Raw genomic sequence first — 15,419 nt, 5'->3', positions numbered from 1 at the left:
TCTGGTGACCGTTCAGAGAAGGGCGTCGGCGGTGATGGGCAGGTCGCGGACGCGGCGGCCGGTGGCGTGGAAGACCGCGTTGGCGATGGCCGGTGCCACGCCGACCAGCACCACCTCGCCCAGGCCCTTGACGCCGATCGGGTCGGCCTCGCGGTCCTCGCCGTCGAGGTAGATGGCCCGCAGGTCGGGCACGTCGGCGTTGACCGGGACCAGGTAGTCGGCCAGGTTGGCGTTGACGATCCGCCCGTCCCGGTGGTCGGTGACCGTGTGCTCCAACAGGGCTTGGCCGATGCCGCCGACCATGCCGCCGAGAGCCTGGCTGTCGGCGAGTTTCGGGCTGATGATCCGGCCTGCGTCGTACACGCCGAGCATCCGCCGCACGCGCACCAGGCCCAGCCGGGCGTCCACGGCGACCTCGGCGAACACCGCGGCGTAGGCGTCGATGGTGAACCGCGACTGTGCCGGGGAGTAGGACCCGAGGACCTCCAGGCTGTCGCGGCTGTTGCGGGCCAGCAGCCGCTCGTAGGTCTCCCCGCGAGAGGGATCACCGCTCACGTACATTCGCCCGCTCTGTACGACGACGCTGTTGGCGTCGGCGCCGTACAGGGGTGACTGCTCGTCTCCTACGGCGAGTTGGATCGCCTGCTGCCGAAGCTGGTCGGCGCCGTTCTGGACGGCGGAGCCGACGCTGGCCATGGTCAGGGAGCCGCCGTGCAGGGGGGCGTTCGGCATGACGGAGTCGCCGAGCCGGAAGGTCACCCTGCGCATGGGCAGGCCGAGGCCGTCGGCGGCGACCTGGGTCATGGAGGTGTAGGTGCCCGGGCCCATGTCGATCGTGGCGGACTGGACCAGGGCGGTGCCGTCGGCGTCCAGCCGCACCGATGCCTGAGCGGCGGCACGCAGGGTGTGGTACATCCCCGTGGCCATTCCCGTCCCGATCAGCCAGTCGCCGTCGCGGGTCGAGCGGGGCGTGGGGTTGCGAGCGCTCCACCCGAACTCGCGGGCGCCGGTCGTGTAGCAGTCACGCAGCCGACGAGTGGAGAACGCCTGCCCGTTGGAGGGGTCCGCCTCCGGTTCGTTGCGCAGTCTCAACTCGATCGGGTCGATGCCGAGTTCATGGGCGAGTTCGTCCATCGCGGACTCGATGGCGTACGCGGCGGTGGCGAAGCCGGGGCCGCGCATGGCCACCGGGGTGTTCACGTCCAGCGGCACGGTCCGGTACGTCTGGCTGACGTTGGGCGTGTTGTAGAGGGTCTGCCCCAGGGGCAGGATGCCGCGTTCCGCGAAGTTCTCGTAAGTGGAGGTCTCGGACCGGATGTCGTGGGTCATGGCGGTCACGCGCCCGTTGCCGTCACTGCCCAGGCGCACCGCGTACTCGTAGGCGGGCCGGTAGCCCGCCCCGAAGTACTGCTGCCTGCGCGTCAGTACGAGCTTGACGGGCCGGCCCGTCTCCCGCGCGGCCAGCGCGGCGACCGTGACATGCGGCCAGGTGCGCAGTCCACTGCCGAACCCCCCGCCGACGAATGGCGCGATGACCCGCACCGACGCAACCGGGATCCCGAACACGGCGGCGAGTTCGGTCTGCGTGCCACCGATGACCCACTGCGTCTTGTCCCAGACGGTGAGCTGGTCACCGTCCCAGCGGGCGGTGGTGGCGTGCGGCTCCATCGGGTTGTGGTGGTTGCGGGCCGGCCGGTACGTCATCTCCAGCCGTACGGCGGCGGAGGCCAGGGCCGTCTGGGCGTCACCGCGCGTGTAGGTCTGGGGCGTGTTCGTCGGGTTGTCCGGGGCGCTGATGTCGGTCGACGAGTCCTGGGCGTCGTAGGTCACCTGGACCAGGCTCGCCGCGTGCTGCGCGGCCTCCAGGGTCGTGGCCACGGCGACGGCGACGGGCTGGCCGTGGAAGAGGACCCGGTCGTCCTGGAAGACCCGAAGCCGCCTGCCGGGCGGGTTGTTGGAGCCGGCGTTGTCCCGGTACGGCAAGGTCGGGGCGTTGAGGTGGGTGATGACCCTCAGGACGCCTGGCTGGGCCTCGGCGGCGGTCGTGTCGATCGCGGTGATCCGCCCGACGGCGATGCTGCTGTCGACGACGACCGCGTGGACCACGCCTTGGATGATGGGGGTCCCCCCGAGCGAGGTTGTTCGAGCTTGGGGGCGGTCGGCGGCGTAGTCGGCCTGGCCGGTGACTTTGAGGCGGCCGTCGACCCGCGACAGCGGGGCGCCGACGGCGGCTTGCGGTTGGGGGCTCATGCGTCGCCTCCTACGATGCGCAGTTGGCGTTCGACGGTCCGTTTGAGCAACTCGACCTTGAAGCCGTTGTGTTGAAGGGGGTGGGCTCCGTCCGAGGCCTGCTCGGCCGCCGCGGTCCACAGACTGGCCGAGGGGCGTTCGCCGATGAGGTGCTGCTCGACCTTCGGCAGCTTCCACGGCACGGTGCCGACTCCTCCCGCCGCGACCTTCGCCTCGCGGATCACCCCACCACGGATATGGAGGGCGACGGCCGCCGACGTCAGGGCGAACTCGTACGACTGCCGGTCACGGACCTTCAGGTAGCCGGACCTGAGCGGACGGGGCAGGGCCGGGACCTCCACCGCGGTGATCAACTCGCCTGTCCGAATGGCCTGTTCACGGTTCGGGGTACTACCCGGCTGCAACAGGAAGTCGGCGAAGGCGACGCTCCGTTCCTTTCCGTCCGGGCCCAGCAGATGCACGGTCGCCTCCAGCGCCGCGAAGGCGACGGCGACATCGGAGGGGTGGGTGGCCACGCACTGGTCGGAGGTGCCCAGGATCGCGTGGCTGCGGTTGAAGCCCTCCAGCGCGGCGCAACCGGAGCCGGGCTCGCGCTTGTTGCAGGCGGCGGTCACATCCCGGAAGTACGTGCAGCGGGTGCGCTGCATGATGTTGCCGCCGATAGTGGCCATGTTGCGCAGCTGAGCCGACGCGCTCAGCTCCAGCGCCTGCGAGATCACCGAGTAGGTGGTGCGCACCTTCGGGTGCGCGGCGGCCTCACCCATCCGCACCAGCGCGCCGATCCTGAGGCCTCCGCGCTCGGTGACCGTGATCTGGCGCAGGGGCAGGGCACTGATGTCCACCAGCGTGCCGGGGCGCTCGACCGTCTCCCGCATCAGGTCGACCAAAGTGGTGCCGCCGGCTATGTAACGGCCCCCGCTGCGGCCCGCGTTGAGGGCTTCACGGGTGTCGGCGGCCTTCGTGTACGAGAAGGGATGCATGGGCTCTCACTTCCCGCCCGCGGCGGCCTGTTCGACCGCCCGCACGATCTTGACGTAGCAGCCGCAGCGGCAGATGTTGCCGCTCATCCACTCCCGGATCTCGTCGGCGGAGCGGGTGTGGCCCTCGTCGATGCAGGCGACGCCGGACATGATCTGGCCCGGGGTGCAGAAGCCGCACTGGAAGGCGTCCTGCTCGACGAACGCCTCCTGCAGGGGATGCAGTCGGTCGCCCCGGGCGAGACCCTCGATCGTGGTGACCTCGGCACCATTGAGGCGGACCGCCAGCGTCAGGCAGGAGTTGACCCGGCGGCCGTCCACCAGAACCGTGCATGCCCCGCACGCACCGGCGTTGCAGCCCTTCTTCGAGCCGGTGAGTCCGAGATGTTCGCGCACCAGATCGAGGAGGGAGGTCCGGTTGTCGATCGTGAGGGTGTGCCGCTTTCCGTTGACGGTCAGCGAGACCTCGCCGTTGGGCGGCCCGTCGGCGGCGACAGCGTCCTGGGCGCCCAGCGGGGCCGGTCCCGCGACCAGGGCGCCCGCCGCGACCGCGCCGCCGACGGCGGTGGACGCCGCGATGAAAGTACGGCGCGAGGGTGCTTGTGAGGGCTCTGCGGGGGGAGGAGGCGAATTGGGAAGCTCGGTAGACATGCCCACTCTCTCGTCTTTGCTGCTGGGGGGAAGATGGGGGTGCTACTCGTCGCGTACTGCGTACTGCGGGTCAGCCGGCGGCCTCGTCCTTGATCCGCCCGAGCGCGGCGTTGAACCCGTCGGGGGTGAGGCTCGAACCGGCGATGTGGTCCAGATGCACGTCGTCGATGGCCTTGCCGACGACGAGCCGTGGGACCGCGTCGGCGAAGCGCTCCTGGTAGTCGCGCGAGGTCGGATCCGTCGCGTGCGGGGTGACGGCGACCGAGGTGATCGCCCCGTCGTCGAGGGTGACACGGTGATGCTCGACGGACCGCTTCCGTACTGCCCGGTCGCGCTGTAGTCGCCGTTCTTGTACATGGGACTCCTGCTTGATCCCGTGGCATCGGTGTCCGTGTTCGCGCACCCGGCGACCGACGCGGAGACAGAGAGCCCCAGCACGGTCGCGGTCGCGATCTTCTCCTTCAGGGCCGACATGCCTTCAGCCTGTTGGTTTCGGCCGCCGTGTGGAACGCCGTGTCGTGCCAGGCAGTGATGTTCCGTGGTGTGACAGGGCACCCCAGATGTGCACTCCTGAGGCCACAGCTTCGGAAGACTGGACGACTGGTCGTGTGAGCAACACAGTTCAGGCTCAGTGGAGGGCGTGGTGGACCGGGAAATGCTCCCCGTCAGCAGTTCGGGACCGGTGACACGCGGGCGACGCCCCGGCCGACCGGTGTGTCGGCGCTCGCGTTGGCACAATCGCCGCCGTGACCGATGAGGGAATCGAGCCCGGCGCGGCGGACCAGGGCACTGTGGAGTCCGTCCGGCCGCTGGAGCTCTTCTTCGACCTGGTCTTCGTCTTCACGATCACGCAGGTCGCGTCAGTGCTCAACGAGTCTCCGACGCTCGTCGGCCTCGGCCGGGTGGTCACGCTGCTGTCGATCATCTGGTGGATGTACGGGGGCTACGCCTGGCTGACCAACACGCTCGACCTGGACCGCACCGGCCCCCGACTGCTCCTCCTGACCGGCACGGCGGGGTTCTTCGTCATGTCGATCACCGTGCCGAAGGTGACCGAACGCGGCCCGTGGGCTTGGCTGTTCGGCGCGAGCTACCTCCTCGTGGTCGTCATCCACCTCGTCGGGTTCATCGGCACGTCGGGGCATCGCGGCATCCTGCGCGTCGGACCGCTGAACGTGGTCATGGCCCTCGTCGTCCTGGCCGCCGGGCTGGTGCCGCCGGATGTACGGCCCTGGCTGTGGCTGCTGGCCCTGGCCATGGTGCTGGCGACGCCCATCGTCACCGGGGTCGGCGAGTTCACCGTGGGGGTCGGACACTTCGTGGAGCGACACGGACTCGCCGTGATCATCGTGCTCGGCGAGTCGATCGCCGAGGTGGGAGCCGTGGCCTCGGAGGAGAGCGAGGTGACCACGATGATCACGGGTGCGCTTCTCGTACTGGCGCTGAGTGCGGCGATGTGGTGGCTCTACTTCGGCCGTGAGGAGCGCGAGAGCGAGGCCCGCCTCGAACGGGTCCCGGCGGACCGGCGGCCCCGGGTCGCCGTCTACTCCTTCGGGTACTCGTACTTCGTGATCGTTTTCGGCATCGCGGTCGCGTCGGTCGGGATGGAGAAGTCCATCGACGAGTTCCACCATGCGTCGCACGGTGTTCCGGCCCTGCTCCTGCCGCTCGGTATCTCCCTGTACCTGGCCGGGCTTGCCTGTTTCCACCGCACGCTCGCCGGTGCCTGGCCACAGGCCCGGCTGTGGGCCGCACTCGCCGTCGCCGCCGTTGCACCTCCTGCCGCGCTGCACCTCAGCGGAGCGGCGGCACTCGTGTCCGCGCTCCTGGTGCTGCTCGCGCTGATCCTCTGGGAGGGCCACCACTGGGACCAGGCCGTGTGAGTGCGGGGGTACGCCGATGCCGCGACGACGGTGTCATGCGGACCGGAGCACTCACTCCTCCTGTCCCGACGCACCGTGCCTGGGCGAAGAAGAGGGTGCCTCGTCCGATGTGGCCGCCGGCCCTGCCCCCTGGGGCGGCCGGGTGTCGCGCCCGGCCGGCTTCTGCGCGGTCAGGTCCAGGAGGACGAGCGCGTCATGGGCAGGGGTCCCGGGCTCGGCGTGGTAGGTGACCAGGCGATGACCGGGGGTGCCCTCCATCTGCATCCCCTGGTAGCCGAGCGTGAAGGTCCCGACGCCGGGGTGGTGGTAGGTCTTGCGGCCGAACGCATGCGCCCTGACCTCGTAGCGCTCCCACAAGCGGGCGAACTCCGGGCTCTTGAGCAGGAGTTCACCGACGAGCGCAGCCAGGTCGGGCGCGTCGGGGTCGGTGCCGGCCAGGGCGCGCAGGCGGGCGACGCAGCCGCGCAGGGTGTGCTCCCAGTCGTCGAAGAGCTCGCGCGCGGTGGGGTGGAGGAAGGCGTAGCGGGCGAGGTTGCGCTGCTTGACCGGCCAGTCCTCGATACCCGCGAACAACGCCAGCCCGCCGGGGTTCCAGGCCAGCAGGTCGTTGGTGCGGCTGGCGACATACGCGGGGCCCGGACGAAGGCTCTCCAGCATCAGCGTGACACCGGGCCGCACGGTCCTGCTGGGTGCGACGGGAGGTTCGGGCGCTGTCCGGGCGGCACGGACGGCGAGGCTGCGCAGGTGCTCGTGTTCGTCCTCGGTCAGCAGCAGGACGCGGGCCAGGGCGTCGACGACCGACGCGCTGGGGCGGGTCTCCTTGCCGCGCTCCAGCCGGGCGTAGTAGTCGATGCTGACCCCGGCCAGGGTCGCCAGCTCCTCGCGGCGCAGCCCCGGGGTGCGGCGCAGTCCGGCGCCGGGGGACAGCCCCGCCTCGGCGGGGGTCACCTGGGCCCGGCGGGCCCGCAGGTAACGCCCCAGTTCGGTGCCACCACCGGCAGGCTGCTGCTCACGTGTCATACCGTCCAGTCTGCCGGGCCTGTGACCTGCCTGGCAGCCTCGTGGGGTGCCCTGTCACAGCACGGAACGTCACTGCCCGGCACGACGCGGCCTGCCACGCGGAGCACCGGGCAGGCAGGCTGAATCACGTAGCGGATCTCTGTTTCGTCGACCCCATGGTCCGGACTCCTTGCTACGCCGGTCCTGACACGTACGTGAGCGCCGGAACGGAGCACGAAAGCATCCGCGAGCGTTCCGCCAACGAAGGAATCGGTAACCGTGAAGCACATCAAGCTAGGCAATTTGGACGTTTCCCGGATCGGTCTGGGCGCGATGGGGATGAGCGGCGTCTACACCGGCCACGGCACGGACGACGCCGAGTCCATCCGCACCATCCACCGCGCCCTCGATCTGGGTGTCACCCTCATCGACACGGCCGAGATCTACGGGCCCTTCGTCAACGAGGAGCTTGTCGGACGGGCCGTCCGGGGCCGCCGGGACCACGTCGTACTGGCGACGAAGTTCGGCCTGGTCTCGCACACCGCCGGTGGCGACGCCGTGCGCGGCACGGCCGACAGCAGTCCGGCGAACGTGCGGGCAGCGGTCGAGGGCTCCCTCAGGCGGCTCGGCACCGACCACATCGACCTGTACTACCAGCACCGGGTCGACCCGAACACGCCGATCGAGGAGACGGTGGGTGCCCTCGCCGAGCTCGTCACCCAGGGCAAGATCCGCCACATCGGACTGTCCGAGGCCGGCCCCGGCACGATCCGCCGAGCCCACGCCGTCCATCCCGTCGCCGCCCTGCAGACGGAGTACTCCCTGTGGACGAGGGACGTCGAGGCGGAGATCCTGCCCCTGCTGCGGGAACTCGGCATCGGCCTCGTCCCGTGGGCGCCGATCGGCCGCGGCTTCCTGACCGGCAAGATCCGCTCCACCGACCAGTTCGACGCCACCGACAGGCGCCTGACCAACCCGCGCTTCACCGAGGAGAACTTCCGGCGCAACCTGGCGCTCGTCGACGAGGTGGAGGCGGTGGCCACGGAGGTGGGTGCCACCCCGGCGCAGGTGGCCCTGGCCTGGCTGCTGGCGCAGGGCGACGACATCGTCCCCATACCGGGCACCAAGCGAGTCTCCCGTGTCGAGGAGAACACCGCCGCAGACGGGGTGGAGCTGACCGCTGACCAGCTCGACAAGCTCAACCGCCTCACTCCGGCCGCGGGCGACCGCCTCGAAGCGGAGATGAGCCAACTGATCAACCTCTGACCCGAATCTCCCACGAGCGCAGGCGCCCTTCCCCCACAGAAGTGGCGCGCATGATCCAAGGAGCTCACACATGGCAGACGAGCCGACCCCCGCCCAGAAGGCACTCGGCGCCTTCGCCCCGAAGCTGGTCGAGCTGACCGACGACGTGCTGTTCGGGGACATCTGGGAGCGTCCGGGCCTGTCCCCCCGCGACCGCAGCCTGATCACCGTCACCACCCTCGCGGCCCTGTACCGCCCCGAGCAGCTTGGCAACCACCTGCGCCGGGCCTTGGAGAACGGACTCACCAAGGACGAACTGGTCGAGGCCATCACCCACCTGGCCTTCTACGCCGGATGGCCCAGCGCGATGAGCGCAATCACCCAGCTCAAGGACATCGTCGAACACCAGGACAACGGCTAGCAGGAGGCCGAGCAACAGTCATGCGTACCACCACACTGGGCCCCGGCGGCCCCGAGCTCGGCGTCCTGGGCCTGGGCTGCATGGGCATGACCCATGCCTACGACACGAAAACCCCACGCGACGACGCCACCTCCGTCGCGGTGATCCACCAGGCCCTCGACCTCGGCATGACCCTGATCGACACGGCGGACGTGTACGGCCCGCTCACCAACGAGGAACTGGTCGGCCGGGCGCTCAGGGACCGCCGCGACCGCGCGGTGCTGGCCACCAAGGTCGGCCTGCTCTCCCGGGACTCCGAGGGCAGGCCCGTCCGGGGCCCCGACGGCCGCCCCGAACACGTACGGCTCTCGATCGACGAGAGCCTGGCGCGGCTCGGCACCGACCACGTCGACCTCTACCAGCTGCACCGAGTGGACCCCGACGTACCGATCGAGGAGACCTGGGGAGCCCTCGCCGAGACGGTGGCAGCGGGCAAGGCCCGGCACATCGGCCTGTCCGAGGTCACGGTCGAGCAGATCAAGCGGGCCCAGTCCATTCACCCGGTGACCTCGGTCCAGTCCGAGCTGTCGCTGTGGACCCGCGACTGGCTGGACGAGGTGCTGCCGTACTGCCGGCAGCAGGGCATCGCCTTCCTGCCGTACTCGCCTCTGGGCAGAGGCTTCCTCACCGGCCGGTTCGCCTCCTTCGACGACCTGCCGGCCGACGACTTCCGCCGTGCGCTGCCCCGCTTCCAGCAGGCGGCGCTGCGCACCAACCTTGCCCTCGTCGGCAAGGTGCGGGAGATCGCCGAGCGGATCGGCGCCAGTCCGGCGCAGGTCGCGCTCGCCTGGGTGCTGACCCGAGGCGAGCACGTCATCCCGATTCCCGGGACCAAGACCCCGAAGTACCTGCTCGACAATGCGGGCGCTGCGGACGTGGAGCTCAGCGCGTCGGACCTGACCGAGCTGGACGCCCTGCCCACCCCGGAGGGCGGCCGCTACTGATCGGCCGACACTCCACCAACTCCCCTTCAAATCAAGCGATTCAAGCAAGATCGGAAATCTCATGCGCGCAACAGTGATGTACGGCGCCGGCGACGTCCGTGTGGAGGACGTCCCCGACCCGAAGATCCAGAACCCCACCGACGCGATCGTCCGGGTGGTACTCGCCTGTGTCTGCGGCAGCGACCTGTGGCCGTACGCCTCCATGCCGGCCACCGAGCAGGGCCGGCGGATGGGGCATGAGTTCCTCGGCATCGTCGAGGAGACCGGCTCCCAGGTGTCCGGGGTGAAGGCCGGTGACCTGGTGGTCGCGCCCTTCCTGTGGGCGGACAACACCTGCGTCTTCTGCAAGGAAGGCCTGCACGTGGTCTGTCCGCACGGCGGCCAGTGGGGCCCGAACGGGGTCGACGGCGGCCAGGGCGAGGCGGTCCGCGTCCCGCAGGCCCAGGGCACCCTGGTCAAGGTGCCGGTGGCCGAGGACTCCGCCCTCCTGCCGTCGCTCCTGTCCCTTTCCGACGTGCTGTGCACCGGCCACCACAGCGCGGTCAAGGCCGGTGTCAACGAGCGCACCACCGTCACCGTGATCGGCGACGGCGCGGTCGGCCTGTCAGCGGTCCTGGCCGCCAAGCGGCTCGGTGCCGAGCGGATCATCCTGATGGGCCGGCACAAGGACCGCACCGACCTGGGCGTCGAGTTCGGGGCCACCGAGGTCGTTGCCGAGCGCGGCGAGGAAGGCATCGCCCGCGTGCGGGAACTGACCGGCGGCATGGGCACCCACGCCGTGCTCGAATGCGTCGGCGCCCTGTCGGCCCTCGAGATGGGCCTCGGTGTGGTTCGCCCGGGCGGCGCGATCAGCCGGGTCGGCGTACCGCAGTACGGCGAGATCCCCTTCGGCTTCATGGACTTCGCGAAGAACGTCACGATCACCGGCGGAGTGGCCCCAGCCCGCGCCTACATGGAGGAGCTGCTGCCCGACATCCTGGAGGGGAGGATCGAGCCGGGCCGGGTCTTCGACCGCACCGTCGGCCTGGATGACACCCCGGACGCCTATCGCGCCATGGCGGACCGCAAGGCGCTGAAGGTTCTCGTCAAGCCCTGACCGGCGGGCATCAGCCCTGCTTCTCCTCGACGGGTTCCGCGGCAGGCTCGGTGGCTGCCCTGTCGAGGAGAAGCATTTTCTCGTGGTCGGGGGTGCCGGGTTCGGCGAAGAACACGACGAGGCGGTGGCCGGGCGTGCCGTCGAGTTGCATGGACTGGTAGCCGAGGGTGAGGTCGCCGACCTCCGGGTGGTGGAAGGTCTTGTCGCCGCGCGGGTGGGGCTGTACGTCGTAGTCCGTCCAGCGGTGCACGAACTCCGGGCTTTCCAGGGTGAGTTCGTCGATGAGCTGGGCCAGGCCCGGGGCGTCCGGTTCGGTGCCGGCCAGGGCACGGATGCGGCCGACGCAGGTGCGGACCTGCTCGTCCCAGTCGGCGAACAGCTTCGGCGCATGGGGGTCCAGGAAGAGGTAGCGCAGGGCGTTGCGCCTCTCGGCAGGCCAGTCCTCCGTCCCCGCGAACAGGCGGACCGAGCCGGGGTTGCCGACGAGGATGTCCATGGTGCGGCTGATCACGTACGCGGGGTTGGGGCGCAGGCTCTCCAGCATCAGCTCGATGTCGGGCCGCAGGGTCCGGTCGGGAACAGCGGTCGCAGGCGCGGGCGGGAGCCTCCGGTCGGCACGCTCGGCGAGGGCGCGCAGATGTTCGTGCGCGTGCGAGTCCAACCGTAGGGCACGGGCAAGAGCGTCGACGACCGCCGGGCTGGGGTTGGTCTCCTGGCCGCGTTCCAGACGCGCGTAGTAGTCCACGCTGACCCCGGCCAGCGTGGCCAGCTCCTCCCTGCGCAGCCCCGACGTACGCCGCAGCCCGGCGCCCGCCGCCAGGCCGACGTCCTCGGGCGTCACCTGCGCTCGACGGGTCCTCAGGAAGATCCCCAGCCCACTGCCACCGACGCTCCGCTGCTCGCGTGCCATGTGGTCCAGTATGCAACCGGAGCCACTGCGTGATCGCACGTGCAGCTGTCTACCGGGGGTGGCACGGACGCAGCACGGCTGTACGGCCAATACATCGTCACGCTTCCCAGAGGTCAGATGGCGTCGCGAATGGCCCGTTCGAAGCCGTCGACATGACCGCGGGCGAGTTGCGCCGCCTTGTCGGGGTCACCGGCGACGATCGCCTCGATCAGCGGGCCGTGTTCTCCGACGTGGCCGGCCATGTCGGGCAGCCGGTCGACGAACAGGCACCAGATGCGGGTGGCCAGGTTGCCGTAGTGAACGAGGGTGTCCTCGAGGTACGGGTTGTGCGTGGCGGCGTAGATGCTGCGGTGGACGTGAAGGTCGAGGAGCATGAGCTCGGCAGCGGCGTAGTGCCGAGGCTCGACGCTCTCCAGCTCCCGCAGGACGGCCGTGAGCGTCGCGCGGTTCGCGGCGGTGGCGCGGCGGGCCGCCTGGGCGGCGGCCAGGGGTTCCAGCTCCTGGCGCACCTCGGAGATGTGGGCGAGGTCCGTGATGTTGACCTCGGTGGCGAAGGTGCCGCGCCGGGGGTAGGTCGTGATGAGGCGCTCGTACTGGAGCCGCTTGAGCGCCTCGCGCACCGGCGTCCGGCCGACGCATCCTTCCAGCACGGACCGCTGAGCGGTGCGGCGGAAGACCAGGGGTCCGGCGCCGGGCAGGGGGACTTCTTCCTCACCGGCCAGCGCCGAGTTCAGCAGGTCCACGATGACGAAGTCGGCGAAATGATCCGTGCACACCTCCGCCAGCTCCTCGGCGGTGCGCGCCACATCCAAGGTGGAGCCGATCCGGACGCTGGACTCGTTGAGCACGCTCAGCCGTCGGCGGGCCAGGAACTGCTCCGTGCTGTCCATCGCCGCCAGGCAGAGATCCCGCACTTCGCCCGCGTCGTCCCTGAGCGGGCTGAGGGACACGAGCCACGCGTGCTCCCGGGGCTCGCCGGGCGCGCGCAGCCATGCCTCGTACGGCATCGGCTCACCCGTGTTCAGGACCCGCACGACCGCGTCGTCGAGCCCCTCGAAGCCCGGCAGCCGTCGCAGCCCGCGGCCCGACTCCCCCACCCGTCGGCCCACCAGGACCGACGCAGGCCTGCCCATCGCCGTTTCCCTGGCCGAGTTCACGGACACAGCGAGCCCGTCCTGATCGAAGAGCGCCATCGGAACGGGGAACTGCTCCAGCGCCCGCCGTCGCAACTGCGCCGCCGGCTCCGGCACCGTGGCCGTCAGAAACCACTGGGTTCCCCCCGTCAGGTCCAGCAGCGGATGCGCCTCCAGCTCCAGCGCCACGCTGTGAACGTCCCGATGCCGTATGTGAAGGAGGCCGCGCCAGTGGCTCGCCTCGGCAAGGCAGCTCCGGGCCGAGGCCGGAAGGACGCCGGTCAGCAGCGTGCCCACCGCGTGGCCGAGGCGACACCATGCTCGCTCATCGTTCCTTCTCTCTGCACGGCAGGAGCCGCCGTCAGTGAGCTCATGGGCCGACTGCACGGCACTCCCTTTTATTGTGCACCGGACACTCCACGCGTCACGCGCGAATACCTTGAGTAGCCGCGCCCGGAGCGGCGCATTGGGCAGACGACGGGAAGACAGCCGCCGGTGAAGCGCCATTCGGACCGCGGGAAATCCCGACCCTGATCATCACGGGCCGCCGGTGGCGAATCCTGTTACCGCGGAATCCCAGGCAGAGCCAAACCACTGATCAGGATGTCAACACCGCACCGACGGAGGGGTCCTTGCTGTTGCCGAGGAAGGACATGGTGGGCAGTTGCCCGTCGCGACGGCGTGGGGCGGTCGCCGAGTCGGCGTCGGCGGTGTGCAGTGCCGCCGCCGTCCAGCCGGGCTGGTCCCAGGAGTTGCCGGTGTGCCGGGCCTGGCCGCCCAGCCAGTCGTCGGGGTGGTTCGCCAGGGCGAGGTTGCGCCGGAGGATCGCGGCGGAGGAGACGAAGGCGAAGCCCGCCGCGCCGTTGTGGTAGGCGGTGTCGTTGGTCAGCCGGGGTGTTCCCGAGCCGCCGGTCTCGGTGAATCCGAAGCCCGCGTTGTCCCAGGCAGCACTGTTCGAGGCGACGTGTGCGACCTGGAGCCCCGCGTCGCCGCCGAGTTTGAACCCGCTGCCCCCGCCGGAGAAGGTGGCGATGCCCCATCGGTTGACGCCGTTGCCGAAGGCCCAGCTGTGCTCGACGGTCACGGCGTCGCCGAACCCGCTGAGGTCCATGCCGTCGCCCGAGTTGTCGTAGATCCGGCATCCCCGGACCCGGTTTCCGCTGCCGGAGCCGTCGTTGAGGACCAGGCCGTCGACGTATCCGCCGGTGGACCCGGTCTCGTGGTTGTCGTAGAAGTCGCTGTCGAGGATCAGGTTGTCGTGGGTCCCGGCGCCGTGGAGCACGAGTCCCGTCCGCGCGTTGCCGTGCACGCCGAGCCGGGCGAGGACGTCGTCGTGGCAGGACGTGCAGACGTACGCGTTCCCTGGGGAGTTGACGATCTCGATGCCCTGCACGGTGACGTGTCCGCCGCTCTGGGCGATGAAAGTGCCGGCGGTGGCCGGGATGCCCGACCCGTCGAACACGGGCTTCTCGTCACGGTAGTTGCTCACCGTGATCCGGTGCCCGGCCGTGCCGGAGGACGTGAGGGTGATCGTCCTGGCGGGGTGGTAGGTACCGCCGCGGACGGCGACCGTCTGGCCCGGGCGGGCCTTGGCGACGGCCCGGGTCATCGTGGCGAAGGGCCGGGCAAGGGTGCCGGGGTTCGTGTCGTCCCCGGTGGGGGCGACGTAGTAGTCGGCGGTGGTGACGCCGGCGTAGGACCGGGACGCGGTCGTCGGGGTGGCGGACGGTGTCGTGCCGGACAAGGCGCGGCCCGGCTGGTGCGGGGCTCCTGCGGTCGGCTCCGGGCCCTGTGCCGGGTCGGTTCCATGGGCGTGCGGCGGTAGTTGATGGACCGTCACACCGATGACGACGGCGAGTGTCGCGGTGGTGCCGACGGCCACGGTCGCCGACTTCGCCGAGACGCGGGCCAGACCGTGGTGCAGGGTGTTCAGGAGCGAGGACACCAGCCCGGGCGTCACGGCGTGCTGCCCCACGAGCCTCGGGATCGCCGCCACCAGCGCGGCCGGGACGGCGAGGGCGCCGATCCGGATCGGCAGGTCGTCGATCGACCGGCAGGCGACCGCCGCCCCGCACTGCGGGCACTGGGCCACATGGCGCTCCAGCCTGGTCAGCAGCCGCCCTTCGGGCACGCCTCGGCGGCCGCCCGCGAGTGAGTCGAGTTCGGCGCACCGCGGCCGCGCCCGCCAGGCGGCGAGCACTCCGACCGCCACTTCGAGTTTGGCCTTCATCCGCTGGATGCGTACCGCGGTGTGCGGGACGCTCAGATGGAGCGCTTCGGCGACCTCGGCACGGGTCAGCTGCCCGGCGGTCTCCTGCCACCACAGCGCCAGCGTCCGGCGCTGCTCGTCGCTGAGCCACTGGCTGGCCTCCAGCAGATCGCTGCCGGCCCGGGACAAGGTCTGGCGGTCGACGGCGAGTTCGGCGAAGTCGCCGACGGGGTCGGGGACTTCGGCCGCGTCGGCCACGTGCGTGTGGCGGGCCAGCGCGGCCTTGTTCCGGCGCCTGTGATCGTGCATCTGCCGGATCGCGATGGCCACGATCCAGGACCGGAACCGCTCGGGTGCGCGCAGTTCGGGCAGTGCCCGCATGGCGCGCAGCATGGTCTCCTGCACGACGTCGTCGACGTCCGCGTGCCCGTGCAGGCCGCGCCCGACGATGTTGTAGATCAGCGGCAGATACTCGCTGAACAGGGCGGCCTGCGCGTCGGCGTCGCCGGATCGGGCCGCGTTGACCAGCGCGGTCAGGGACGGGCCGGTTCCGGGCGGACGGGTCGCCGTGTCGGTGGTGGGTCGTGCCGGAACCTCGCGCAATGCGCCCTCACAGAGTGATCCCTCAGATGGAGGCGGCCATGATGGCACAGGTGTGCGAA

At 70.4% G+C, this 15,419-nt stretch carries 12 protein-coding genes and 2 pseudogenes; 5 read left to right on the top strand and 9 right to left on the bottom strand.

What is annotated here, in order from left to right; all coding sequences use genetic code 11:
* Nucleotides 1–12: 12 nt before the first annotated feature.
* The 4 genes from P2Q00_RS41705 to P2Q00_RS41690 form a co-directional block, all read right to left on the bottom strand.
* Nucleotides 13–2,250 (bottom strand): xanthine dehydrogenase family protein molybdopterin-binding subunit, encoded by a 2,238-nt coding sequence (locus P2Q00_RS41705; protein ID WP_275779918.1) that lies wholly within the window; start codon nt 2,248–2,250, stop codon nt 13–15.
* Nucleotides 2,247–3,230 carry an FAD binding domain-containing protein gene (locus P2Q00_RS41700; protein WP_275779916.1) on the bottom strand — a complete coding sequence of 328 codons (984 nt, stop codon included), beginning with the start codon at nt 3,228–3,230 and terminating at the stop codon, nt 2,247–2,249. Before P2Q00_RS41700 ends, P2Q00_RS41705 begins: the two co-directional genes overlap by 4 nt.
* A 6-nt stretch (nt 3,231–3,236) precedes the next feature.
* Complete coding sequence (locus P2Q00_RS41695; protein ID WP_275779914.1) at nt 3,237–3,878, bottom strand: (2Fe-2S)-binding protein; 642 nt, start codon at nt 3,876–3,878, stop codon at nt 3,237–3,239.
* Between the two features lie 70 nt (nt 3,879–3,948).
* A complete protein-coding gene (locus P2Q00_RS41690) occupies nt 3,949–4,281 on the bottom strand; it encodes a hypothetical protein (RefSeq protein WP_275779912.1) in 333 nt (110 codons plus the stop codon).
* A gap of 343 nt (nt 4,282–4,624) precedes the next feature.
* On the opposite strand from P2Q00_RS41690, the gene P2Q00_RS41685 reads away from it, so the two are divergent.
* On the top strand, nt 4,625–5,761 hold the full coding sequence (locus tag P2Q00_RS41685) for a low temperature requirement protein A (RefSeq protein ID WP_275779911.1): 1,137 nt from the start codon (nt 4,625–4,627) through the stop codon (nt 5,759–5,761).
* Between the two features lie 51 nt (nt 5,762–5,812).
* On the opposite strand, the gene P2Q00_RS41680 is transcribed toward P2Q00_RS41685, so the two are convergent.
* Nucleotides 5,813–6,781, bottom strand: a complete 969-nt coding sequence (locus P2Q00_RS41680) for a helix-turn-helix transcriptional regulator (protein ID WP_275779909.1) — start codon at nt 6,779–6,781, stop codon at nt 5,813–5,815.
* Nucleotides 6,782–7,039: 258 nt separating this feature from the next.
* On the opposite strand from P2Q00_RS41680, the gene P2Q00_RS41675 reads away from it, so the two are divergent.
* From P2Q00_RS41675 to P2Q00_RS41660, 4 genes are all read left to right on the top strand, one after another.
* The gene (locus P2Q00_RS41675) at nt 7,040–8,026 is read left to right on the top strand and encodes an aldo/keto reductase (protein ID WP_275779907.1); all 987 of its coding nucleotides are present in this window, start codon (nt 7,040–7,042) and stop codon (nt 8,024–8,026) included.
* Between the two features lie 70 nt (nt 8,027–8,096).
* On the top strand, nt 8,097–8,426 hold the full coding sequence (locus P2Q00_RS41670) for a carboxymuconolactone decarboxylase family protein (protein ID WP_275779906.1): 330 nt from the start codon (nt 8,097–8,099) through the stop codon (nt 8,424–8,426).
* Nucleotides 8,427–8,446: 20 nt separating this feature from the next.
* On the top strand, nt 8,447–9,409 hold the full coding sequence (locus tag P2Q00_RS41665; protein ID WP_275779904.1) for an aldo/keto reductase: 963 nt from the start codon (nt 8,447–8,449) through the stop codon (nt 9,407–9,409).
* A gap of 61 nt (nt 9,410–9,470) precedes the next feature.
* Entirely contained in the window at nt 9,471–10,505 is a 1,035-nt protein-coding gene (locus P2Q00_RS41660) for a zinc-binding dehydrogenase (protein WP_275779902.1), read from the top strand.
* A gap of 10 nt (nt 10,506–10,515) precedes the next feature.
* On the opposite strand, the gene P2Q00_RS41655 is transcribed toward P2Q00_RS41660, so the two are convergent.
* From P2Q00_RS41655 to P2Q00_RS41640, 4 genes and pseudogenes are all read right to left on the bottom strand, one after another.
* On the bottom strand, nt 10,516–11,415 hold the full coding sequence (locus P2Q00_RS41655) for a helix-turn-helix domain-containing protein (RefSeq protein WP_275779900.1): 900 nt from the start codon (nt 11,413–11,415) through the stop codon (nt 10,516–10,518).
* A 113-nt stretch (nt 11,416–11,528) separates the two neighbouring features.
* Nucleotides 11,529–12,050 (bottom strand): annotated as a pseudogene (locus P2Q00_RS41650) (GntR family transcriptional regulator); the annotation flags it as partial.
* Between the two features lie 249 nt (nt 12,051–12,299).
* Nucleotides 12,300–13,055: pseudogene (locus P2Q00_RS41645) on the bottom strand (PAS domain-containing protein); the annotation flags it as partial.
* Nucleotides 13,056–13,146: 91 nt separating this feature from the next.
* Nucleotides 13,147–15,360 carry a sigma-70 family RNA polymerase sigma factor gene (locus P2Q00_RS41640; RefSeq protein ID WP_275779899.1) on the bottom strand — a complete coding sequence of 738 codons (2,214 nt, stop codon included), beginning with the start codon at nt 15,358–15,360 and terminating at the stop codon, nt 13,147–13,149.
* Between the last annotated feature and the right edge of the window lie 59 nt (nt 15,361–15,419).

This window comes from Streptomyces coacervatus (assembly GCF_029223485.1).
In the GTDB taxonomy this organism is placed as follows: domain Bacteria; phylum Actinomycetota; class Actinomycetes; order Streptomycetales; family Streptomycetaceae; genus Streptomyces; species Streptomyces coacervatus.
The sequence above is the reverse complement of the archived record's forward strand: the minus strand, read 5'-3'. Positions and strand labels throughout refer to the sequence as shown.